This window comes from Mucilaginibacter rigui (assembly GCF_014773275.1).
In the GTDB taxonomy this organism is placed as follows: domain Bacteria; phylum Bacteroidota; class Bacteroidia; order Sphingobacteriales; family Sphingobacteriaceae; genus Mucilaginibacter; species Mucilaginibacter rigui_A.
In genome coordinates, this window is record NZ_JACWMW010000001.1 from 400,320 (window position 1) to 421,402 (window position 21,083).

General features: G+C 42.1%; 26 protein-coding genes. 16 read left to right on the forward strand and 10 right to left on the reverse strand.

Features of this window, described 5'->3' with window-relative positions:
* Positions 1-292 precede the first annotated feature (292 nt).
* From IDJ75_RS21270 to IDJ75_RS01830, 4 genes are read right to left on the reverse strand one after another with little or no spacing between them, the layout of a single operon-like run.
* A complete protein-coding gene (locus IDJ75_RS21270) occupies positions 293-424 on the reverse strand; it encodes a hypothetical protein (protein ID WP_262892084.1) in 132 nt (43 codons plus the stop codon).
* 5 nt (positions 425-429) lie between these two features.
* On the reverse strand, positions 430-1,131 hold the full coding sequence (locus tag IDJ75_RS01820) for a hypothetical protein (protein ID WP_191173907.1): 702 nt from the start codon (positions 1,129-1,131) through the stop codon (positions 430-432).
* Positions 1,132-1,175: 44 nt separating this feature from the next.
* A complete protein-coding gene (locus tag IDJ75_RS01825) occupies positions 1,176-2,399 on the reverse strand; it encodes a PBSX family phage terminase large subunit (protein ID WP_191173908.1) in 1,224 nt (407 codons plus the stop codon).
* 25 nt (positions 2,400-2,424) lie between these two features.
* Entirely contained in the window at positions 2,425-2,880 is a 456-nt protein-coding gene (locus IDJ75_RS01830) for a terminase small subunit (RefSeq protein WP_191173909.1), read from the reverse strand.
* A gap of 212 nt (positions 2,881-3,092) precedes the next feature.
* On the opposite strand from IDJ75_RS01830, the gene IDJ75_RS01835 reads away from it, so the two are divergent.
* From IDJ75_RS01835 to IDJ75_RS01855, 5 genes are all read left to right on the forward strand, one after another.
* Complete coding sequence (locus IDJ75_RS01835; protein WP_191173910.1) at positions 3,093-4,334, forward strand: BamA/TamA family outer membrane protein; 1,242 nt, start codon at positions 3,093-3,095, stop codon at positions 4,332-4,334.
* Between the two features lie 196 nt (positions 4,335-4,530).
* The gene (locus IDJ75_RS01840; protein ID WP_191173911.1) at positions 4,531-5,121 is read left to right on the forward strand and encodes a hypothetical protein; all 591 of its coding nucleotides are present in this window, start codon (positions 4,531-4,533) and stop codon (positions 5,119-5,121) included.
* A gap of 123 nt (positions 5,122-5,244) precedes the next feature.
* On the forward strand, positions 5,245-5,535 hold the full coding sequence (locus tag IDJ75_RS01845; RefSeq protein ID WP_191173912.1) for an RNA recognition motif domain-containing protein: 291 nt from the start codon (positions 5,245-5,247) through the stop codon (positions 5,533-5,535).
* Positions 5,536-5,705: 170 nt separating this feature from the next.
* A complete protein-coding gene (locus tag IDJ75_RS01850; RefSeq protein WP_191173913.1) occupies positions 5,706-7,040 on the forward strand; it encodes an ATP-binding protein in 1,335 nt (444 codons plus the stop codon).
* Positions 7,041-7,209: 169 nt separating this feature from the next.
* Positions 7,210-7,542, forward strand: a complete 333-nt coding sequence (locus IDJ75_RS01855) for a hypothetical protein (RefSeq protein WP_191173914.1) — start codon at positions 7,210-7,212, stop codon at positions 7,540-7,542.
* Between the two features lie 111 nt (positions 7,543-7,653).
* On the opposite strand, the gene IDJ75_RS01860 is transcribed toward IDJ75_RS01855, so the two are convergent.
* Together IDJ75_RS01860 and IDJ75_RS01865 are read right to left on the reverse strand one after the other, a co-directional pair.
* Entirely contained in the window at positions 7,654-8,070 is a 417-nt protein-coding gene (locus tag IDJ75_RS01860; RefSeq protein WP_191173915.1) for a hypothetical protein, read from the reverse strand.
* 51 nt (positions 8,071-8,121) lie between these two features.
* Positions 8,122-8,304, reverse strand: a complete 183-nt coding sequence (locus IDJ75_RS01865) for a hypothetical protein (protein ID WP_191173916.1) — start codon at positions 8,302-8,304, stop codon at positions 8,122-8,124.
* Between the two features lie 212 nt (positions 8,305-8,516).
* Between IDJ75_RS01865 and IDJ75_RS01870 the strand changes: the two genes are divergently transcribed.
* Complete coding sequence (locus tag IDJ75_RS01870; RefSeq protein WP_191173917.1) at positions 8,517-9,212, forward strand: S24 family peptidase; 696 nt, start codon at positions 8,517-8,519, stop codon at positions 9,210-9,212.
* A gap of 72 nt (positions 9,213-9,284) precedes the next feature.
* Entirely contained in the window at positions 9,285-9,788 is a 504-nt protein-coding gene (locus IDJ75_RS01875) for a GNAT family N-acetyltransferase (protein ID WP_191173918.1), read from the forward strand.
* 4 nt (positions 9,789-9,792) lie between these two features.
* Here IDJ75_RS01875 and porT read toward each other — a convergent pair whose 3' ends face one another.
* Together porT and ubiE are read right to left on the reverse strand one after the other, a co-directional pair.
* Positions 9,793-10,518, reverse strand: coding sequence for a type IX secretion/gliding motility protein PorT/SprT (gene porT / locus IDJ75_RS01880; protein WP_191173919.1), 726 nt, complete (start codon positions 10,516-10,518; stop codon positions 9,793-9,795).
* Positions 10,515-11,246 (reverse strand): bifunctional demethylmenaquinone methyltransferase/2-methoxy-6-polyprenyl-1,4-benzoquinol methylase UbiE, encoded by a 732-nt coding sequence (ubiE, locus tag IDJ75_RS01885; protein WP_191173920.1) that lies wholly within the window; start codon positions 11,244-11,246, stop codon positions 10,515-10,517. The genes porT and ubiE overlap by 4 nt, the downstream gene beginning before the upstream one ends.
* 218 nt (positions 11,247-11,464) lie before the next feature.
* Here ubiE and IDJ75_RS01890 point away from each other — a divergent pair, with 218 nt between their 5' ends.
* Both IDJ75_RS01890 and IDJ75_RS01895 read left to right on the forward strand, forming a co-directional pair.
* Positions 11,465-12,838 carry a Gfo/Idh/MocA family protein gene (locus tag IDJ75_RS01890; RefSeq protein ID WP_191173921.1) on the forward strand — a complete coding sequence of 458 codons (1,374 nt, stop codon included), beginning with the start codon at positions 11,465-11,467 and terminating at the stop codon, positions 12,836-12,838.
* An 18-nt stretch (positions 12,839-12,856) separates the two neighbouring features.
* Positions 12,857-13,561: a 3-keto-disaccharide hydrolase gene (locus IDJ75_RS01895; protein WP_191173922.1), complete on the forward strand. Its 705-nt coding sequence runs from the start codon at positions 12,857-12,859 to the stop codon at positions 13,559-13,561.
* Positions 13,562-13,699: 138 nt separating this feature from the next.
* Here the strand turns inward: IDJ75_RS01895 and IDJ75_RS01900 are convergent, their stop codons facing one another.
* Positions 13,700-14,731, reverse strand: a complete 1,032-nt coding sequence (locus tag IDJ75_RS01900) for an aldo/keto reductase (RefSeq protein WP_191173923.1) — start codon at positions 14,729-14,731, stop codon at positions 13,700-13,702.
* A 207-nt stretch (positions 14,732-14,938) separates the two neighbouring features.
* Here IDJ75_RS01900 and IDJ75_RS01905 point away from each other — a divergent pair, with 207 nt between their 5' ends.
* From IDJ75_RS01905 to IDJ75_RS01920, 4 genes are all read left to right on the forward strand, one after another.
* Positions 14,939-15,697, forward strand: a complete 759-nt coding sequence (locus tag IDJ75_RS01905) for an SDR family oxidoreductase (protein WP_191173924.1) — start codon at positions 14,939-14,941, stop codon at positions 15,695-15,697.
* A gap of 75 nt (positions 15,698-15,772) precedes the next feature.
* Positions 15,773-16,222 (forward strand): GatB/YqeY domain-containing protein, encoded by a 450-nt coding sequence (locus IDJ75_RS01910; RefSeq protein ID WP_191173925.1) that lies wholly within the window; start codon positions 15,773-15,775, stop codon positions 16,220-16,222.
* 129 nt (positions 16,223-16,351) lie between these two features.
* Complete coding sequence (locus IDJ75_RS01915; protein ID WP_191173926.1) at positions 16,352-17,113, forward strand: alpha/beta fold hydrolase; 762 nt, start codon at positions 16,352-16,354, stop codon at positions 17,111-17,113.
* Positions 17,114-17,116: 3 nt separating this feature from the next.
* The gene (locus tag IDJ75_RS01920; protein ID WP_191173927.1) at positions 17,117-17,779 is read left to right on the forward strand and encodes a CBS domain-containing protein; all 663 of its coding nucleotides are present in this window, start codon (positions 17,117-17,119) and stop codon (positions 17,777-17,779) included.
* Positions 17,780-17,867: 88 nt separating this feature from the next.
* On the opposite strand, the gene IDJ75_RS01925 is transcribed toward IDJ75_RS01920, so the two are convergent.
* Positions 17,868-18,332 (reverse strand): hypothetical protein, encoded by a 465-nt coding sequence (locus tag IDJ75_RS01925; protein ID WP_191173928.1) that lies wholly within the window; start codon positions 18,330-18,332, stop codon positions 17,868-17,870.
* A 176-nt stretch (positions 18,333-18,508) separates the two neighbouring features.
* Between IDJ75_RS01925 and IDJ75_RS01930 the strand changes: the two genes are divergently transcribed.
* The 3 genes from IDJ75_RS01930 to IDJ75_RS01940 all read left to right on the forward strand — a co-directional run bounded on the left by IDJ75_RS01930 (position 18,509) and on the right by IDJ75_RS01940 (position 20,829).
* Positions 18,509-19,384, forward strand: coding sequence for an NAD kinase (locus IDJ75_RS01930; RefSeq protein ID WP_191173929.1), 876 nt, complete (start codon positions 18,509-18,511; stop codon positions 19,382-19,384).
* A 12-nt stretch (positions 19,385-19,396) separates the two neighbouring features.
* Positions 19,397-20,170 carry a type IX secretion system protein PorG gene (gene porG, locus IDJ75_RS01935; protein ID WP_191173930.1) on the forward strand — a complete coding sequence of 258 codons (774 nt, stop codon included), beginning with the start codon at positions 19,397-19,399 and terminating at the stop codon, positions 20,168-20,170.
* Between the two features lie 137 nt (positions 20,171-20,307).
* Positions 20,308-20,829, forward strand: coding sequence for a biopolymer transporter ExbD (locus IDJ75_RS01940; RefSeq protein ID WP_191173931.1), 522 nt, complete (start codon positions 20,308-20,310; stop codon positions 20,827-20,829).
* Positions 20,830-21,083: the final 254 nt, after the last annotated feature.

The window sequence follows — 21,083 nt, forward strand, 5'->3', positions numbered from 1 at the left end:
GTTGATTTGTGATTAGTTAATTTCATGTTGAGCCTGTATAACCATTAGTTGATAAGCATAGCGTTCAGGTCTTCAGCAGGCTCAGGCAGACAATAATGAGAAGGTATGTCAATTCGCAATTTACTTACCTGGTCATTGCTACGCTTTACCATCCTCTCTTCGCTGCGCGGAAAGAGGGTTATTTCCTTACCCTCTATGCGAAGCAGAGAGGGTCGGCCAGCGTAGCGTAGCCGGGGTGAGTAGATTAACACAGGACAGGTAGCCCGGCATGACGATGCTTTTAGCAAACTGCCTACTGTTGCATCATTTCGCTATACCTTTTTTGGTACTCGGCTTCGGTTTTGTTGAGCAACAGTTTGGTGAGGATGCGCTCGTATGGCATGGCCAGGATGTCGGTCCATTTGGTGATATCGCCGCCGGCCAATGAGTTTACGGTGTTGATATATTTAAACTTTTCGAATGCCTGGATGCCCGCACGCTTTTCCAAAGCGTTTGCAGCCGATGCCAGAAGCCTGTTCTCGGTTTCGATAAGTTGGGATAGCTCATAAAAAAATGTTTGGCTATGGGCAGTGCCTCCGTTACCCTGAGTTGTTTAATGGTTTCGGTAAAAGCAGCGGCGGCATATTCATCATACCTGTTGCCGGTTACATGGCTGTAAAAGTAATAGGCAAGCACCTTGCAGCACGCGGCAAGCGAAGGGTTAAAGTAGTCCTGCCAGTTTTCTTCGCCATATATTTTAATATGGTCGGCTATTTCATCGGCAATCACATCACGGGCAGCCATAAATGCACCCGCAGGTTCTATCGAGAGGTTGCGGATAACATTTATTTTGATCTGCTTTCCGTCAATTTCAACGGTGATTGTTTTTGGGATCTCATCGCTGTTATACAGGTACTTTATTTGGTGCGACAAGGACAGCACTGCATCCGCAAATTGCATAAAATCGCTCGCATCAAGCACTGATTGAAGATCGGGGACAGGCACGCCCGACAGGATACTGATGGCATCCAGGTCGCCAAGGTTTGTGTTATCCTGTAAGGCCATCATCTGCCCCAGTGTAACTTCATTTAATTGCGAGGGGATCTTTACCCGCAGCTTGCCATGGGTGGTTTTAAGTGTTTTTTCTATCATATTTTTATTGGGATCGCACCAGTTTTGTTGATTGCAGTATTGCTTTAAGAAAGCCCTATCATCTGTGTAAGTACATCGTCATACTGTAGCCGGGAAGCTTGTGGTAACCTGCTTTTTACACCATTGCCACCTTTTGTGTTTAACTTATTTAACGCTACATAACGTAACGGATCTATCAGGTGGTTATAAGTATCAACGGGTTGGTTAATAGCATTGCCGCTTTTGTCGGTTTGCCATTTATACCGGCCTAATTCCTTACGCAGGTTTATGCTGTTGCGGGTTACGTTTAGTTTGTAGCGTTTTAGTATATCTATCGAGTTTTTAATGCTGTCGGCACCTTTTTTAGCGCCGGTAACCAACCAGCCCAGGCGTTTAAGCTCTTCTATCGATTTTGGTTCGGCGCTATCGGCAATTATTTCTGTTGCTTTGCTAATGCCGCAACCGGCTAATCTGCGTGCCAAATCGGTATTGGTCAGGCGTGTTTCATAGATCAGTTCATCCACCCAAAGCTCACCGTTTTGTTTATAAACCTGCAGGCAACCGGTCTCGTCGTTGGTAAACCCAAAATCGAGCCCGGCCGCTATCAGTTTAGCATCCTCCGGTATATATTCGCAGATGTGCCAGTTATCAAACACCAGCCCGGTTATTTTGCCGGTAATGCCACGGGCGTACACCTTCCACAGTTCCAGGTCTTCCGTTTTTAACCCTTCTATTTTTTCACGCATCGCGTCATCAACAAAGGGGTTGTGCCGATGGTCGGATATAAAAAGTTGTACCCCCGGTTTACCTATCAGCTTATCATGCACCCAAAACCCGTTGTTTGGGTTATAGTCGATAAATATGCGTTTTTTGGTGCGCAGGGCAAGTTCTGTATAAACATCCCACTCAATGCCGTTGGCTTCGTTTATAAAAAGGTAATCTCGCTTACCTGATTTTGCGTCCTGTGCGTTCGCGTAGCTTTTGAACTCAATAATGCTACCGTTTTTGAATTGAAAGATGCGGTCGGTATGGTTAAAATTCTTAACAAGGCGTTTCAGTATGTCCGATTCGCTGTGTATGGCCTGTGCATCGCGCAATGCGCCCGATTTTAAGTTCGGGATGTCCTGGCCAACAACAGTGATCACCTGTTTTTCGTTTTCGGCAGCCAGGCAAAACAATACCTGCTCAATGGCATAAGTTTTACCCGAACTGGTGCCGCCCTGGTTAATAACCACATGGCCGGTAGATTTGTAGTTGTTTTTGAATAAGACAGTAGTTTTTGGATGCATAAGTTTTAGATAAGGGGCAGAAGGATTAAAGGTCAACTTCTTTCTCGGTGCCTGCCAGTTTAGTGCCCGGGTCAACAATTTCTATTTTTATAGTTTTGGGTATATCCTGTAAAAGATCTTCGGTTTTTTCATTCCAGCCCAGGTTTTTCAAAAAAAATATAGCCCCTGTAGACGACTGGAAGTGTAGCTTTTTTTCATACTCCGTTTCAACCCTTAACCTGGCTTTTTTAACTACAGGTGCAAATTTACCTTCGCGCTCGTAAGCTTCCATTTCGGTTATGCTGGTAAAATTCAGGGCTAATGCCAATCCGGATAGGGTAGGTGGTTCAGGTTCGCGGTCGCACACCTTATGGTCTATCATACCGGTAGGCTCTTTAGAGCCTTTTACCGGTACTTTCTCCATATGATATACTCCCTGCAGGGAGGTAAAATATTTTTTGATACGCGCCCTGTAAGCTTTGATTGTTTTTAGTTGTTTCATAAAGTTTGCGTTTAATGTTAAATATGCCGAACGGCATAAATTATATACAAATATACAATTAATTCTTTACACAAGCAAACTATTTACAGAATTTTCTTTATTTGTTATAATATAATTAGAATTGTAACACATGGCCTAAAGTGGTAGTCTATCGTTTACAAAAAATATATCTTTACAGTGCTTACTTCAGCATTAAAACCTTGTACCCGGCAATGAAATTAACCCTACTGCTGATAGCGATCCTTCTTTTACCATTACTGATACAAGCACAGGATAAGAGTACCGTGCCGCTAACCCGGCGCCGTATGAATGATACGCTGGTAGTTGCACAGCAGGATACTTCCGCGCAAAAGGATCTGTATGATGTCATCCGATCTGTATTTAATAAAAAGGGTACTGTTGATAATAAAGCCATTACTGTAATAGGTTCAAAGCCGGTGTTCTCTGTTTTGCCTGCCGTTGGCTATACATTGCAAACAAAACTGGCGGTAACCCTTTCGGGAAATATCGCCTTCCGCGTTTCAGATAATTCGCGTATTTCAACCATATCGTCAAACGCGGCATATACGCAAAACAAGCAGATCATCATTCCCCTGCAGTCAAACATCTGGACGGCGGGTAACCAATTCAATTTTATAGGCGATTTTAAATATTACAAGTACCCTCAAAGCACGTTTGGCTTAGGCAGTAATTCCCGGTCGGCCAATGAAAACCCGATGGATTACACGCTGTTTCGCTTTCACGAAACTATACTTACCCGTATTACGGGTAACCTGTATGGCGGTGCGGGGTTTATTTATGATAACCACTTTAACATAACCGAAACAGGTAATGCCGACGGCAGCGTGTCAGACTATACTCTTTATGGCCCCGAAACAAGTACCGTTTCATCAGGGGTCACTCTGAATGCTCTTGTAGATATGCGCGATAATTCCATTAACCCAACAAGAGGGTTTTATGGGGCTGTGCAATACCGTAATAACAAAACTTTTTTGGGCAGCACGTCGGCATGGAGCTCTTTGATCATTGATGTACGTAAGTATTACAGGTTTCCGGCGTCTTCCCATAACGTGATAGCCTTTTGGAGCTACAATTGGGTTGTACTTAATGGCAAGCCGCCGTATCTCGACCTACCCGCCAACACCTGGGACCAGTATAACGGAACGGGCAGGGGATACATACAGGGTAGGTTTAGAGGTGCACAAATGGTATATCTGGAGAGTGAATACCGTTACCATATAACTAAAAATGGATTGCTGGGTGGTGTTGCATTCTTCAATGCCGAATCGTTTTCGGCAGCACCGGGTTCGCCCCTGCAGAAAGTGCAGCCCGGGTATGGTGCCGGTTTACGGATAAAATTAAACAAAGTATCTAAAACCAATATTGCTATTGATTATGGTATGGGTAACCAGGGTTCAAAAGGCGTTTTTGTAACCGTTGGCGAAATATTTTAAAGGCGCATTAAATTAACTCACAGAGCGTTTAATACTTACTAAAATAAATGTTAGTTTTTTAATAAACCAGGCAAACCTTTGCGCTTTTTAATACGTTTAGATAATATAGTTAAAAAATGTTAAATAATTGTGTTTAAAGTACACACAAGGCATAAACGCAATATTTTTTATCTATTTTTATAGCATCCATTTACCTATGCATTCAAAACGGTTTACTAATTGGTATGTTTCACTTGTCCTGCTCCTTTCGGTGCTTGTAGTGTCGTGCCAAAAAGATACCGGTGAGCAGGCGGTAGATCAGAAAAAAATAGCCCTGAATGCAGATAGCGCTTTAAGCGCAACCTCTCCTGATAACTTCCTGGCAACAGAAGGTACCCTTACTATTAAAATGAAGGATACAACCTACACCTTTGATGCCGCTAAAGACTCGGTAGCATTTGTGAACATGAGTGCCGGCGATAACCGCTATTTTGGTATTACCGCAATTAATAAAGAACATACGATGAGTTTTGGCGTAAGCTCAAAAGGGGCAGCGGCAGATAGCTTAACGAGGCCCGTAGCAGGCGGCCAGTTATTAATGATGGCCGATGTAATGCACACCAGGCAATACACACTTACACAATACGCCGAACCCGGTGATGCCGGGAAGATAAACCTGGTGCAGTACCGCCAAAATGATATGCTTGCAAAAGGTAATTTCTTTACCTTTCTTTCAAAAGATGACGACCCTAATTCATCGCTTTACAGGGTAGAAGGTATCTTTGAACTGAAGCTTAAAAAGCAGTAATATCACGCCAGTGTTGTATTGACACCACATTGTAAAAAACACCTTACATGCCTGCCATTTGGCCGCAACGCTGTGAAAATCGGCCTATTTTTCGTATCTTTACAGAAAAACAAAAGGAGATTAATGAAAGTATTTATTGGAGGCCTTCCGTTAGAAGTAAGTGAGGCCGAATTAAATGCGGTTTTTGGTGATTTTGGGCCTGTTAAGTCCCTCAGGATCGTTAAAGATCGTGAAACAAAAGAGAGCAGGGGCTTTGGTTTTGTGGAGATGGTTAATGAAGCAGAAGCTAAAGAAGCCATCCGTTGCATGAACGGCCAAAGCTATTATGGCAAACGCATAACAGTTAATATAGCCGAGGATAAAGGTCCTGGTTTTAACAGTGGTGGCGGCAGAGGCGGTTTTAGCCGCAATTAAGCCCCATAATATTTTTTCTTTGAAATAAGATCAGCTCCGCAATGCGGGGCTTTTTTTATGCTTATTACAATCAGAGAAAATCTTTATTTTTTTAAGAAAGTTTTTGTTAGCTAAGGCTCGCCCTGTAAATTTTTATTTGTAATCTTGTATAACCCTAACTGATCAATAATTTGCGCCTATTTGTTAACATAAACAGGCTTTGGATAAGGCTTACAGGCTCAACTGCGGAGTTCCCTCTTGAATTCAGGATATTCCATGCTCTTTGCCTTATAGCCAGCCTGGCGCTTGCCTATAATGTTCCCTTCAACTACCTTATTGGCTTACCATATATTGCCCTGCTTAGCCTGATAACGCTTATAATTTTCTTATTCCTTTACTATCGGTCGCGCTATCATCGTAAGGTAAAATCTAGTATAACCATTTTTACTATTATTGGTAACCTGCTTTTTGCCATAAATTTTGTTTATAACTCGGGTACCTATGGCCCAACCGATTTGTTAATGGGCTTGTCTATTTTGCTAGTGCTTTGCGTAGTGCCCAAAAATCAGCAAAAAATGTGGATAGCTGTAAACCTGTCTATCATTATTGGCATGCACCTGGTGGAGTATTTCCGCCCCGGGTGGATATCCAATAGTTACATTAGTCGCGAAAGCCGTTACTGGGACCTGTCATCTGCTTATGTGGTGGTAGTTATTGTGTTGTATTATACCATTACCTATCTGAAGCGTAATTATGATCATGAAAAACGATCTGCTTCTGAAAAAGCTAATGCTATAGAACTACAGAATCGCCATATTACCAAACAAAATCACGATCTGGAGCGCATAAATTCAGAAAAAAATAAACTGATGTCTATCATAGCACATGATCTGCGTTCGCCTTTGAGTAATATCCAGAATTATCTTGAACTTGTGACCGAATATGAGTTGGATACTGCTGAACGCCGTATGGTGGAGGGCGATCTGTTAAAAGTTACCCGCCGTACCATTGATATGCTTGGCAAGCTGCTTGTATGGTCGAAAGCGCAGATGGATGGCGTAAATGTTAAACTTAGTTATGTTAACTTGCGCGATGCCTTGTTTAATACAATTGAATTAGAGAAAGCAATTGCCCTAAAAAAAGATATCGCACTAATCACTGAACTTGACTGGGGTATAAAAATTGTTGCTGATAGCGATATGCTGCAACTGGTGATACGAAACCTGATCAGTAATGCTATAAAGTTTACTAGCACAGGCGGGCAAATATCCTTTAAGGCTAAACAAATAGGAAGCGAATGCTGGTTGATTATCCGTGATAACGGTATTGGTATGAGTTCTGACAAACAAAATGAGTTGTTCTCATTGCAAGCCCAATCAACTTTTGGCACAGATAACGAAAAAGGGGTTGGCCTTGGCTTGTTGCTTTGTAAAGAGTTTACCGAATTGCAGGGCGGCCGTATTTGGGTTGAAAGCGCTCCCGGTGCGGGTACAGCCTTTTTTGTATCCATGCCGGCAGGGAATTAAGTCAAAAGTCAAAAGTCAAAAGTCAAAAATCAAAAGTCAAAAGTCAAAAGTCAAAAGTCAAAAGTCAAAAGTCAAAAGTCAAAAGTCAAAAGAACATTATGTTAAGCCGGTTGGTTTAATGTTGAATAAATGAGGTTTTTTACTTTTGAATTTTTAATTTTGACTTACTATGAGGCCTGGCGATAAAGTGATATGTGTTAACGATAAGATTGATCCTGATAAGAACGAGGAGATAAGACGCGATTTTGAGATATGGATAACGAAGGATAAAGAATATACCATCCGCGAGATCCTTGACAATAATGGCATCGTTACCGGCGTACTGCTTAATGAAGTACACAACTTCCCCAAATTTTTTAAACTCATAAATCGTTTCCAGGAACCAGCATTTGCTATATGGCGATTCCGAAAGCTCAACTACGCTACTGCACCTGCAGAAGCAGTAAGCGAAGTGGAAGAGTTGATAGAAGTTAATAAAGAAGAGTTGGTTAAATCTAAATAATATACAAGCAACCTCACTCAATCTTCTATGCGGTTGTGTGGAACAAATAACCTCTTACAGGTGACATATACTTTTATAATAATATGTTAAAAATGCTGAATGGCATAATGGCTACCAGTTTTTGTCAACAGCAACGTCTATTTCCACTAATTGGGTTAAAATGGTCCGTAACATCGCTTCTCGCGCCCATTGTTGCTCTACAAGGGTTGCATCCTGTTTATACCAGGTAATAGCTTCGTTGATCTGTACGCGGGTTTTGTAAACAAACTGTTTGTTTGGGTGTAATCGCTGTCCCTCGTAGCTGTTTAGGTTTTCGGCCTTAATCACTTTCGCGAAATTCTTAAGCGAAATATCCAACTGCAGGCATTCATCCAGTGAGTTTTTAAAATCATGTTTATCCTCCAGCCAAAGGGTTAGGGTGTCATCGGTCATGTCATGGTCGGCAATGCTGATGCGGCTGTAATTGTAATCTACGGTGATGATAAGCCACCACAGCTGGTTTTTTAATTTTTGTGCAATCTTTATCATGGTGTTGTTTTTAGTTTGATTATGGAATTAGCAGAGGGGGGGATTTTAGCATTATGCTTTTAATTCAAAAGGCGGCAACCATCCGGGTATATACTTTTGTATTTCGGCAATCTCGGCCTTGTATTTAGTGCATGCATTTTGGTAGCCCTGGTAGCGCTGGGTTAATTCTTTACTTAATAAATCGGGCTTACCTTTTTTGGGTTTGGTGCGTAGTGCAGAGTAGGCTATATACATGTTTTTTGGTTTATTGTATTTAATAGTTTGGTAAAAAAGGCATTGAATAAACTTGCCCCGAGTCCTGAAGCAATAAAGTACTTTCTTTAAATTCTGTACGCATTGTGTTTTGATTGTTGATTATTAGTTTTAAATTAGCAATTATCGAATGAACAAATATAAAGAAATATCTTTAATAAAATAAAGAAATATCTGTAATTATTTTTATTGCTATGGATGACCTGTCAAAACCGAATAAAATAAAAACAGTACGCCCTGAAACACTGGAGTTCATTATCCTGTATAATCAGTTGCGCGGGCGTGCCTTTAATAATAATAGCGAGTTAGCTGAGGCGTTGAACTTTAATTCGGCAAGTTCTATTACCGAGATTATTAAAAGCCGCCAAAATATCGACCCGGAGAAACTTAAGATCTTTAAAGATAAGTACAGCGAGTATTTGGGAAGTACCAAAAAGAATGCAGATAAACCTGTTACCGCCCATCGCGAAGAGGGTATCCCTATGTATGATATCATCGCTACCGCATCAGGCGTAGAGGTTTATAATGACATAAACGATTCGCAGTCGGTTGGGCGCATGAATTTTCCGGGGATTGAGGAGTGTGATTTTGCCCTGCCGGTTTGGGGCCATTCGATGTACCCTTACCTTGAGAACGGTTGCTGGGTAGCCCTTAAGATAATCAGTGATAAAAAAATACTTCCGGGTGAGGTGTATTATATTGAATGGGGCGATTACCGCATGTACAAGCGCCTGCTGGCCAGTGATAACCCCGAAGAGGTGATAGCCCACTCTGATAATGTAACAGAAATGGTTGCGGGCCGTTTAAAATATGCACCATTTCCTATCCGTATTGATGAAATAAAAAAGCTGTGCCTGGTGAAGGATATTCATAAAAAGCATAACCATTAATTTAGGTGTGATTTAATCTATGGGATTTGAGACTCCCGTGCTTTTCGATTTTTTTAATTTTGACTTTACAGAATGAGCGTACGCCTTGCCACTTTAACAGATATCCCCGCAATTATGCAGGTAATAGCCGATGTTGTACCCATAATGCGTGCAGCAGGTAATTTACAATGGGACGATACTTACCCCAACCCACAGGTTTTTGAAGAAGATATAAAAGCCGGGCAACTTTGGGTGGCCGAGCTTGACGGCCAAATTGCCGGTGTAACTGCTATCACAACTGAACAGTATCCGGAGTATGCGCAGGTTGGACTGGATGTTAATGAAACCGCTATTGTAACGCACAGGCTTGCGGTGAGCCCACATTTTAGGGGTAGGGGCTTGGCTGCCGATCTGCTGCAGCAGGCTGAAGTGGTAGCTATTGATCGTGGTATAGGCATCTTGCGCATTGATACCAATACACAAAACCACGCTACCCAACAACTTTTTCCAAAACTTGGTTATAGTTTAAAAGGCGAAATTACATTGGAGTTTAGGCCGGGATTAAAGTTTGTTTGTTTTGAGAAAAGGCTTTCTTAGCAGCCTATTCAAAAAACAGGCTAAACATAAAAGTATGCAGCGATAGTTTGCTGATAGGGTTGGCATAAGGTGTATTATCAGCCACCAGCATATTGCCAAAGCTGTTGGTCAGTTTTATTTCGGGCGATAGTTTGAAAAATTCGAAATAAATATCGAAACCGATACCAGCCTCGTATGATGAGTAACCGCGTATGTTCCTTAATAAACGTTCGGTAGGGGCGGTGTTGGGTTCATCCCTTTTTGAGCCTATAGCCCCCGAATATTTTAAACCACCCACAAGGTAAGCACGCATGTTACCAATACGATCTGATTTTAGTTTAAATTGCAGCGGAAAATCAACCGTAGTGGTTTGTACAGATTTGGTAACATCCTGCGCCGGGTTTTCAAACGCATAACTTACAGATCGGTCTGAAAATACCAGCGATGGCGTAACACGGGCCTCTAAATGCTCTATTAAACGGTACCGGGTTAAAAACCCTACGGCAAAACCCGGCATGTTTTTAGAGCTAATGCCTTTTAATGGCGTTGTGGCATTGCTACCCAACTCAGTATCAAAAAAAGGTTCGCGCCAGTTAGGTTGTTTTACTATTTTAAAACTGCTTTGTACGTACGCGAAAGAGAAACCAAAACTCAGGTCGTTTTGGTCGGCGCCGCCACCCCATGCCTGCGCAAACAAAAAATTGCTGCAGCCCATCAATAGTAATGTGATGAAGAGGCGGGTTTTGATCATTTAATGCCAGTATAAATTGAACAGATACCAAACGCCAAAGGGCGGCTTTTGGTATTTTTAAAGCCAGCCTTTTGCATCAGGCCGGTAAAGGCTTCACCATCCGGGAAGGCCGCAACCGACTCTGGCAGGTAAGTATAAGCCCTGGCATCTTTAGAAAAAAGCTTGCCAATACCCGGTGTTACATAGTTAAAATAAAAGGCGTAAAGCTGCTTTACCGGAAACGCTTTGGGTTTTGAAAACTCCAGTACCACGGCCTTGCCACCCGGTTTTAACACACGGTGAATATCGGCCAGGCCGGTTTCCAGGTTTTCAAAATTACGTACACCATAAGCAACAGTAACAGCATCAAACTCGTTCGCCTCAAATGGCAGCTTTTCGGAGTCGCCCAGTTTTACTTCAAATTTATCACTTAAACCACGCTTAGCTATTTTTTGATCAGCTATATCAAGCATGCCCCGCGAAATATCCACACCTATAATCTTTTTTGGGTTCAGGATGCTTAAAGCCTCAAAAGCAAAATCGCCGGTGCCGGTAGCCACATCCAATATTAGTTGTGGTTTGTCTTTTTTCAGTTCGTTAATGGCTTTTTTACGCCAGATGATATCTATCCCCAGCGACATGAAATGGTTTAAAAAATCGTAAGTTTTTGAGATGTTGTTAAACATATCGGCAACCTGTTCTTTTTTGGTGCCTTGCTGGTTTTGGTATGGTGTTACAGTTTTGCTCATGAGTATGCCGGCAAAGATAAGTGTTTGTGATCGATAGTCACATAGCCCGGGGTTGATAGTAGGAATTATGATAATGTACTTACCAAGAGCTATCATTCATTAGCTATTTATAATTCTTTTTCAATTATTACATAAAAACTATACCTTCACTTTTCGGGCATGCTTACCCGGTTACCTAATTCATTACCATATATTATTAAATACCTTAACGCATCATTATGAAAGAAAACTCTGAAGCATCACGTAGGGGCTTTTTAAAAAAACTGGCTACAACCGCTGCCGCTGTAACTGCGGGCAGTAGCTTAATTGCGGCCGATAAACATACAGGCAGCTTTACTTATTTAAAAAAAGAATATAACCAATACGGCCCTAACGATCAGGTAAATATAGCACTTATAGGTGCCGGCGGTATGGGCACGCAGGATGCCATTGTTGCCCTACAGGTGCCGGGTGTGAAACTTGTTGCCGTATGCGATTTATACGACGGCCGCTTAAAAGAAGCAAAAACCCGCTGGGGCGCAGATATTTTCACTACAAAAATTTATAAAGAGATATTAAACCGTAAAGATATTGACGCAGTAATTATAGCCACGCCTGACCATTGGCACCAGCAAATTTCTGTTGATGCTATGCATGCCGGCAAACACGTGTATTGCGAAAAGCCGATGGTACATTCTGTTGCCGAAGGCCCTGCGGTAATAAAAGCGCAGAAAGAAACCGGGAAGATATTCCAGGTGGGCAGCCAGGGCGTATCATCATTAGGAAATGAGAAAGCCCATGAGTTACTTAAAAGCGGCGCCATTGGCGAACTAAACTATGCCGAAGGTTTTTGGGCGCGCCGCGCACCGGTTGAGGTTTGGCAATACCCCATACCTGACGATGCATCAGCACAAACTGTAGATTGGGAAACCTATGTAAGTAACACCCAAAAACGCCCTTACGATTCAAAAAGATTTTTCCGCTGGAGGAATTATACCGATTACGGTACCGGCATGGCAGGCGACTTATTTGTTCACCTGTTTAGCAGCTTGCACTTCATTACCGATTCAATGGGGCCTAACAAAATATATGCATCCGGCGGTTTACGTTACTGGAACGACGGTCGCGAAGTACCCGATGTTTTATTAGGTACGTTTGATTATGGTAAAACCGCAGCCCACCCGGCGTTCAATCTGTCGTTGCGTTGCAACTTTGTAGATGGCACCAGCGGTACTACCTATCTTAAATTGGTAGGCAGCGAAGGCTCGATGGACATTACCTGGGATAGTGTAACCCTGAAACGTAACAAAGTTATCCAGTCGGACGATCCGTTTTATATCGAAAAATTACGAAAAGCAGGCCAAACAGATTCGGCCCGTAAGCATATTTTACCGCCCGAAGAAATTACCTACAATGCCGAGAAAGGTTACCTTGGTGGCCCGTATGATCATATGAATAACTGGATAACTGCTATCCGTAATAACGGTAAAGTAACCGAGGACGCCATTTTTGGTTACCGTGCGGCAGCGCCGGCGCTTTTGTGTAACGATAGCTATTATAAAAACAGCCCTATGTTTTGGGACCCTGAAAAAATGAAGATGGTTAGTAAATAAGTTAAACCCTTGTATAGCATGAATAGGAACTTTAAAATAATAGGCCTTGCCGCCGCTATGGTTTTTGTGGGTTCGCAAAGCTTTGCACAGGCTAAAAAAGCCGGATGGGTGAGCTTGTTTAATGGTAAAAACCTAAAAGGCTGGCACGGTTTTAATAAAAGAGGAGAGGTAAAGAACTGGGAAATTGAGAACGGCGCGTTGGTTTGCCTGGGTACGGTTAAAGGAACCGATACAGGCGGCGATATTGTTAGCGATAAGCAATACAGTAACTTTGAGCTGGCCTGGGAGTGGAAGATAGATAAAGGCAGTAACAGTGGCGTTTTATATCACGTGGTTGAAGAACCAAAATATGAAGCCTCTTACCTTACCGGCCCCGAGTACCAGATCATCGACGATATTGGATGGGTGCCTGATAAACTGGAGGAATGGCAAAAAACCGGTGCCGATTACGCTATGCACATTCCTAATGATCTTAAAAAAGTAATGCCTGTAGGCCAGTGGAACACCAGCCGTATTGTGTTTAACCATGGCCATGTTGAGCACTGGTTAAACGGTAAAAAAATAGTGGAGTTTACCGCCTGGGACGCCGATTGGGATAAGAAAAAAGCCGAAGGCAAATGGAAAGATCACCCGGAGTATGGCATGTCAAAAATTGGCCACATCGCACTGCAGGATCATGGGCATAAAGCCTACTTTAAAAATATCAGGATAAAGCAGTTATAGAAATCTAAAACTATGTTATTATGAGCGGCCGCGTGCCAATCTCAGCATAGCCGTTATGTCTATGTGGTTGCCACGGCGCTACGCTATTTGCAATGACATATATGTTAAAAGGCCCCGATTTATCGGGGCCTTTCTATTTTAATAAAACTTTGGTGTCGGGTTCAATTTTGTATCCTGTCGTTGGTGCCAGTAAGGGTATATGGGGTCGCGGTCACTGGCGGCATCCAGCTTTTTAACCTGCTCGGTAGTCAGGTTCCAGCCTACGGCATCAAGGTTTTGTTTAAGTTGTTCCTCGTTACGTGCGCCAATAATAATGTTGGCAACAGTTGGGCGCTGCAATAACCAGTTAATAGATACTTGTGCTACAGACTTGCCTGTTTCTTCGGCTACCTCGTCAAGGGCATCTACAATAGTATAAAGGCGTTCCATGTCGGTCTCCGGTCCGTGGCTGCCACCCTGGCTGCGGCGGTTATCCTGCGGAATAGGCTGGCCACGGCGGTATTTACCGCCTAACTGGCCCGATGCTAATGGGCTCCAAACAATGGTGCCAACGTTCTGGTCTATTCCGGCAGGCATTAGTTCCCATTCAAATTCTCTGTCTAATAACGAGTAGTAAGCCTGGTGAGCGATATATTTGGCCCAGCCATATCTTTCGGAGATAGAAAGCGATTTCATTAAATGCCAGCCCGAAAAGTTTGAACAGGCAATGTACCGTACTTTACCGCTGGTTATCAGATCGTCAAGCGCGCGCAGGGTTTCTTCAACCGGGGTAACCCCGTCAAAACCATGCATGTGGTAAATGTCAATATAATCGGTGTTTAAACGGCGCAAACTGTCCTCTGCCGACCGTATAATGTTGAACCTCGAAGAACCATAGTCGTTTGGTCCGTCGCCCATTCTGAAGGTGGTTTTGGTTGAGATCAGAACTTCTGAACGTAAACCTTCAAGCGCCTGCCCCAATATTTCTTCAGAAACGCCGCGCGAATAAACGTTAGCAGTATCAAACAGGTTTACACCGGCATCAAGGCATAAGCGTACCAGTTTTTTTGCATCATCAAGCTGAGTATCGCCCCATGCTTTAAAAAAATCGCCTTTGCCTCCAAAAGTGGCAGTACCAAAGCTAAGTACGGGCACGTGTAATCCCGAACCTCCTAATTGTTTGTATTCCATATATAGTGTGATGTTTTGTTATGCACCATGGCAATAAGCCGTGATTATTCAAATTTCGCGGATAATTTTAAAGTTTGTATCACGTGAATACCATAAACCAAATTAATGGATGCTGAATGGCAAACCCCGCAAAAACTATCCTTACGGTAAAAAGACAAATAAAGTCGACATAAAAACATAATTTCGTTGCCGATAGTTAACTTATCTATGGCAAAGATTGCATTAATAACAGGCGCCACCGCAGGGATAGGCGAGGCCTGTGCCCACACATTTGCACGCGAAGGATATAACCTTATACTTACCGGCCGCCGTATGGACAGGCTGGAGGCGCTGGCACAAAAGCTTAATAAAAAGTATAACGTAGAAGTAGCCGTATCATCATTTGATGTACGCAGCCGCGAACAGGTTATTCAAAACCTGGAGGGGCTGCCCGCTAAATGGAAAAAGATTAATGTGCTGGTAAACAATGCCGGCCTTAGCCAGGGGCTTGATCCGATACAGAACGGCAATTACGACGATTGGGAAACCATGATAGATACCAATATAAAAGGCCTGCTTTATGTAAGCCGTGTGGTATCAAACTGGATGATAACAAACGGCCATGGGCATATCATTAACTTAGGCTCGATAGCCGGGAAAGAAGTTTACCCCAATGGGAATGTATATTGTGCAACCAAACATGCCGTTGATGCCTTAAATAAAGGTATGCGGATGGATTTAGTGCAACACGGTATCCGGGTAACGGCTATACACCCCGGTGCTGTGGAGACGGAGTTCTCGGAAGTGCGTTTTAAAGGGGATAAGGACCGGGCTAAAAAAGTATACGAGGGTTTTGAACCACTGGTGGCTGATGATGTTGCCGAAACCATTTGGTTTGTAGCATCGCGCCCGGCCCATGTAAATATCAGCGACCTGGTAATTATGCCAACTGCGCAGGCAACGGCTACTAATATTGTAAGGAAATAGATGTGCAGATGTGCAAATACGCAGATGTGCAGATGAAAATAAATCTGAAATCGTAAATCTAAAATCACAAATAAGATGTCATTATTAACCCAAATAGACCAGAATATAAAACAAGCCATGTTAAGCAAACAAGCCGACAGGCTTAGGGGGCTTCGCGCTATTAAATCGGCTTTATTGCTTGCAAAAACAGAAAAGGGCGCTGCCGAAGAACTATCGCAGGATGCCGAAATAAAAGTGTTGCAAAGGCTTATCAAACAACGCAAAGAATCTGCTGATATATATAAAACGCAAGGCCGCGAAGATCTTTACGATATTGAGATGGCCGAAATGTATGTAATAGAACCATACCTGCCACAACAAATGACCAGGTTTGAGATTGAAGGCTTTATACAGGAGGTGATAGAACGCCTTGGTGTAACTTCGGTTAAGGATATAGGCAGGGTAATGGGCGTTGCCAACAAGGAACTGGCCGGCAGGGCTGATGGTAAAACAGTTTCTGAGGTTGTAAAACAACTGTTAGGTTAATTGCACCATAATAATTGTTGAGATAAAACGGCGCTAACTATTTTTATAATTTATAATTTTACAACATTTTAGACTGAATTTGAATTTGGTCTGATATATTTACAGTATTACTTACATACCGATCATACTATGGATTTTGCGCTTAAAGAGGAAAAGGGTTTTACTTACATTGAAGAGGGGCAGGGCGAAACATTATTGCTGCTGCACGGCCTTATGGGCGCTTTAAGTAATTGGGACGCGGTTATAAATGAATTTAGCGCCAATTACAGGGTTTTAATACCGGTATTACCTATATATGATATGCCGTTGTTAACAACGGGAGTTCGGGCACTGTCAAAATTCGTACATAAGTTTATAAAGTTTAAAAAACTTAGCAATGTGGTGTTGCTTGGTAACTCGCTGGGTGGGCATGTTGGCCTGGTTTATGTACTTGCACACCCGGGTTATGTAAAGGCTTTAGTATTAACGGGCAGTTCGGGTTTGTATGAAAATGCTTTTGGCGGTTCGTTTCCGCGCCGCGAGAGTATCGATTTTGTAAGAGAAAAAGTTCAATACACCTTTTACGACCCTATAATTGCTACCGAGGAAATGGTGCAGGATATACATGCGATGATCAACGACAGGCATAAAGTGATCAGGTTATTAGCTATGGCAAAATCTGCTATCCGCCATAACATGAAAGATGAGCTGCGTAAGATAACCATGCCGGTATCGTTAATTTGGGGTAGGGACGATAAGATAACCCCGCCCGAAGTAGCGGTTGAGTTTAACGAACTGTTGCCTAATTCGGAGTTACACTGGATAGATAAATGCGGCCATGCGCCAATGATGGAGCGGCCGGTAGAATTTAACCAGTATCTGGCTCAGTTTTTAGAGAAATTAAAAAAATAAAATATGCTTGCAATTGAGTTGATAGCTAACGCGATACCGCCGGTACATACCTCTGATAGTATACAGAAAGTGTTTGACCGTATGGCGGAGTTTCGTGTGGCCCACTTGCCAATTGTAAACGAAGAACAATTTTTAGGCCTGGTAAGCGAGGACGACCTGATAGAGGAACCTGATTATAATTCGCCCATTGGTGCCATAGCGCTTTCGCTGGTTAACCCTTATGTGCTGGAAGAGCAGCATATATATGATGTGATCCGTTTATTTTATGAGCGCCAGCTAACCGTGGTGCCGGTGCTTAACATAAAAAAAGATTACCTGGGCTTAATATCCATCAACAGTATGAACGAGTATTTTGCCAAACTTACTTCGGCATCTGAGCCGGGCGGCATTATTGTGCTTGAGGTTGATAACAAAAATAACTCACTGGCGCATATGTCGCAGGTGGTAGAGTCAGATAACGCCCAGGTATTGAGTTCTTACACCCGTACATTCCCGGATAGCACCCGTATGGAAGTTACCCTAAAGGTGAACAAGCAGGATATCTCTAATATCCTTGCCACATTTCAACGCTATAAATATGATGTTAAGGCCACCTTTAACTTTACTGACCATAACGATAACTCGATGGACAGGTTTGATTCGTTTATGAATTACCTGAACTTGTAGCTCCGGAAATACCGGTATAAAAAAACGCTAACCTATTTTACATGGGTTAGCGTTTTTTTATACATACTAAGTTGAATTGTAGCCAATATCAATAATCGTCACCTGTTTTTACACGGATGCCTATGCTGTGATTCTTATTGCTGAAAATATAGGCGTATGATCCTTTTGTGAAAATAACGTCTTCGCTTGTTTGCTTAATTTTTTTAAATTCCCTGTTTTTGCTTGTCGCATCTTTTGCTTCACTAAATACATCTTCCGGTACATTAAAACTCATATGTACTGCTTCGTTATTATGACAGTATAAAAAAACGCTGATACCTTCATCCTCTATACTATAAACGTAAGCGTTAGTTTGCTCTATCTTAAGCATGCGGTCATATTTAAAACCTTGTTTTTCGAGCCATTTTTTATGATTAGAACAATTTACGTTTTTATATATGTATTCTATTTTTGTGGTTACTTCTTCTTCAGCATCCTGATTGTTTTGCGCGTACCCTGTAGCTGTAGAGATCAACAGGAATAATAATACCGAAATCTGTTTAATTTTTTTCATTACAGGCTTGTTGTTTTTGTTCTAATTGGGGTTAAATAAATAAAAAAGAATCGATAATAAAATACCCATATCAGGGTATATTTAGGTATCAGTAGTTAATATATTGCGTGTAGCAGTATTATTTGAAACTATACTGCTGTACTTTATTTTCAAAGTTCGATATTCGTACTACAAATATGAAAATAGCAGTTTACGGCAGGCAGTTTAACGATCCATCGGTGTTCCCGTACATCCGCCAGGTGTTTGATAGTCTTGCACAGCATAAGGTTGAAGTTTGTATTCACCCAATTTTAAATGATTTTTTAAAGGGGAACGTTGATACATCTGCCTGTACACTACTAAACTGTACCGATCCTAACGACGTTGATGTTTTCTTAACCCTTGGAGGGGATGGCACATTGCTGGATATGGTAACCGTAATCCGCGATTCGGGTGTACCTGTTATCGGGATAAACTTTGGCAGGCTGGGCTTTTTGGCCAGTATCAATAAAAGTGATATTGCGGCAGCTATTCACGCTGTAGTAAATAAAGAATTTTCGCTTGATAGCCGCGAACTGCTGGTGATAGAGTCTGAACAAAAAATATTTGGCGATAATAACTTCGCGCTGAATGATGTAACCATCCACAAGCGTGATGACTCGGCAATGATAACCACACATGTATCGCTTGATGGCGAATTTTTAAACTCGTACTGGGGCGATGGTATCATTATATCTACACCTACAGGCTCAACAGCATACTCGTTAAGCTGTAACGGGCCTATCATATTCCCGCAATCAAACAGTATAGCGCTTACACCCGTTGCGCCGCATAACCTAAATGTAAGGCCGGTTGTGTTGCCAGATACCAGCACCCTAACGCTTGATATTGATTATCGCGGCAATAACTATATAGTATCCTGCGATAGCCGTACCGTTATTGTTGATAAACCCATGCAGTTTAAAGTTTACAAGGCCGGTTTCAGGCTTAACCTGGTGCGGTTAAATAATGAAAGTTACTTATCTACGTTAAGGAAAAAGCTATTATGGGGTTTAGACGCCCGTAATTATTAAATTTGCCCCTTGATGCCTAAATACATTGCTGCTTTATTTATCCTGTTCATTTCTTTAAATGTACAAGCCCAAACCTGGGAGGTAGGAGGGAGCGCAGGCATGGCAGGCTACATAGGCGATCTGAATGTTAATAACCCTGTAAAACCAAGCGGCGGCTTTGCCGGCTTATTTGTAAAACGCAATTTTAACAGGTATCTGGCCGCAAAACTCAGTTACAGCTTCGGGCAAATAAGCGGTGATGATATCACATCAGATTATCAGCAGTTTAGAGACCGCAACCTGAGCTTTACCACGCCTTTAAAGGAACTGAGCCTTGTGGCCGAGTTTAACTTTATGAGTTATATACCCGATGCTGGTAAAAACCTGTATACACCTTATATATATGCTGGTGGTGGTTTCACATCATTTGCGCCAAGGGCAATGCTAAATGGCAACCAGGTAGGGTTAAGGCAGCTCCGTACCGAAGGGCAGGCCAGCCCCTATGCAAAGTATACCCTTGTTTTGCCTTTTGGTGCAGGTATAAAGTATAATATATCAGGCAAATGGACTTTAGCTGCCGATATAGGTTACCGTATTACCCGTACAGATTATCTGGACGATGTAAGCGGGACATATGCACCGGCAAGTGCTTTGCCTAACGCCACAGCCGTACAACTTGCAGACCGTTCAATCAATAAAATAGGTACACCGGGTACCCAACGCGGCGACTACAGGCCACGTGATTTTTACATTTTTGCCGGCTTTACTATATCGTACACTTTTGTAACGCAGCAGTGTTATTATTAAGTAAAAATCAATATCTTAAAATATTATATCATAATTTAATTATAATACAGAATTAAATTCTGTATTATTGAAAATTTACAGTACATTTATACGTTTAATAATTACTAACCAATTGTTTCACCTTAAACTGTACTATCATGGCCGAATTAAATTCAAACCCGGAAAAATCAGGAAGCAAAAAACGCACAAAAAGAACCGCCTTAAGGGTAGACCTTACCGCGATGGTAGATCTGGCGTTCCTGCTTATTACGTTTTTTATCATCACCACCACACTTACCAAGCCTAAAGCAATGGATGTAGCCATGCCGGTTGGTGATTTACAGGAGCCGGTACCCCAATCGCGCACCATGACCATTTGCCTGGGTAAAAACAACCAGGCCATGTATTATTTGGGTATGGCCGACAAACCTATAATAGCCGCTACGCTTACCAACTACAGCAGCAGCGGCCTGCGCAAAGCCATATTTGATACCCGCAGGTATGTGCAGCAAACAACCGGTAAAAGTATGCTGGTGATTATAAAACCTGCAGAAAGCTCAATTTATGAGAATCTGGTTAACACCCTCGACGAAATGACCATTACCAATGTACAGCAATACGCTATTGCCGATATAGCACCAAAGGATATCAGTTTGTTAAAAGACAGGCAGGCATATTAAACCTCATATCAATAACTAATAAAAGGATAACTCATTATTACCAACCCTTTTTTGCTGTAGCAGAAAAGGGTTTTGTTTTTATAACCTGCTTATAGTGAGTAATAGAATTTATTTATAGGGTATTGGAGATAATTATTTCTTTTTTGCAGCATACTAAAATAATACAAAGTAAGTTTTACCTTTGTCACCTGAAAAAAAGCGCATAAGTTGTTGAAAGCTTTGCCAAAAACGTTTCAAAAATTAATAAAGCAATA

Bases quoted from the DNA above. Each gene is read 5' to 3' on its own strand.
- IDJ75_RS01820 (WP_191173907.1), bottom strand. From the start codon at position 1,131: ATGATAGAAAAAACACTTAAAACCACCCATGGCAAGCTGCGGGTAAAG.
- IDJ75_RS01825 (WP_191173908.1), bottom strand. From the start codon at position 2,399: ATGCATCCAAAAACTACTGTCTTATTCAAAAACAACTACAAATCTACC.
- IDJ75_RS01830 (WP_191173909.1), bottom strand. From the start codon at position 2,880: ATGAAACAACTAAAAACAATCAAAGCTTACAGGGCGCGTATCAAAAAA.
- IDJ75_RS01835 (WP_191173910.1), top strand. From the start codon at position 3,093: ATGAAATTAACCCTACTGCTGATAGCGATCCTTCTTTTACCATTACTG.
- IDJ75_RS01840 (WP_191173911.1), top strand. From the start codon at position 4,531: ATGCATTCAAAACGGTTTACTAATTGGTATGTTTCACTTGTCCTGCTC.
- IDJ75_RS01845 (WP_191173912.1), top strand. From the start codon at position 5,245: ATGAAAGTATTTATTGGAGGCCTTCCGTTAGAAGTAAGTGAGGCCGAA.
- IDJ75_RS01855 (WP_191173914.1), top strand. From the start codon at position 7,210: ATGAGGCCTGGCGATAAAGTGATATGTGTTAACGATAAGATTGATCCT.
- IDJ75_RS01860 (WP_191173915.1), bottom strand. From the start codon at position 8,070: ATGATAAAGATTGCACAAAAATTAAAAAACCAGCTGTGGTGGCTTATC.
- IDJ75_RS01865 (WP_191173916.1), bottom strand. From the start codon at position 8,304: ATGTATATAGCCTACTCTGCACTACGCACCAAACCCAAAAAAGGTAAG.
- IDJ75_RS01870 (WP_191173917.1), top strand. From the start codon at position 8,517: ATGGATGACCTGTCAAAACCGAATAAAATAAAAACAGTACGCCCTGAA.
- IDJ75_RS01875 (WP_191173918.1), top strand. From the start codon at position 9,285: ATGAGCGTACGCCTTGCCACTTTAACAGATATCCCCGCAATTATGCAG.
- porT (WP_191173919.1), bottom strand. From the start codon at position 10,518: ATGATCAAAACCCGCCTCTTCATCACATTACTATTGATGGGCTGCAGC.
- ubiE (WP_191173920.1), bottom strand. From the start codon at position 11,246: ATGAGCAAAACTGTAACACCATACCAAAACCAGCAAGGCACCAAAAAA.
- IDJ75_RS01890 (WP_191173921.1), top strand. From the start codon at position 11,465: ATGAAAGAAAACTCTGAAGCATCACGTAGGGGCTTTTTAAAAAAACTG.
- IDJ75_RS01895 (WP_191173922.1), top strand. From the start codon at position 12,857: ATGAATAGGAACTTTAAAATAATAGGCCTTGCCGCCGCTATGGTTTTT.
- IDJ75_RS01900 (WP_191173923.1), bottom strand. From the start codon at position 14,731: ATGGAATACAAACAATTAGGAGGTTCGGGATTACACGTGCCCGTACTT.
- IDJ75_RS01905 (WP_191173924.1), top strand. From the start codon at position 14,939: ATGGCAAAGATTGCATTAATAACAGGCGCCACCGCAGGGATAGGCGAG.
- IDJ75_RS01910 (WP_191173925.1), top strand. From the start codon at position 15,773: ATGTCATTATTAACCCAAATAGACCAGAATATAAAACAAGCCATGTTA.
- IDJ75_RS01915 (WP_191173926.1), top strand. From the start codon at position 16,352: ATGGATTTTGCGCTTAAAGAGGAAAAGGGTTTTACTTACATTGAAGAG.
- IDJ75_RS01920 (WP_191173927.1), top strand. From the start codon at position 17,117: ATGCTTGCAATTGAGTTGATAGCTAACGCGATACCGCCGGTACATACC.
- IDJ75_RS01925 (WP_191173928.1), bottom strand. From the start codon at position 18,332: ATGAAAAAAATTAAACAGATTTCGGTATTATTATTCCTGTTGATCTCT.
- IDJ75_RS01930 (WP_191173929.1), top strand. From the start codon at position 18,509: ATGAAAATAGCAGTTTACGGCAGGCAGTTTAACGATCCATCGGTGTTC.
- porG (WP_191173930.1), top strand. From the start codon at position 19,397: ATGCCTAAATACATTGCTGCTTTATTTATCCTGTTCATTTCTTTAAAT.
- IDJ75_RS01940 (WP_191173931.1), top strand. From the start codon at position 20,308: ATGGCCGAATTAAATTCAAACCCGGAAAAATCAGGAAGCAAAAAACGC.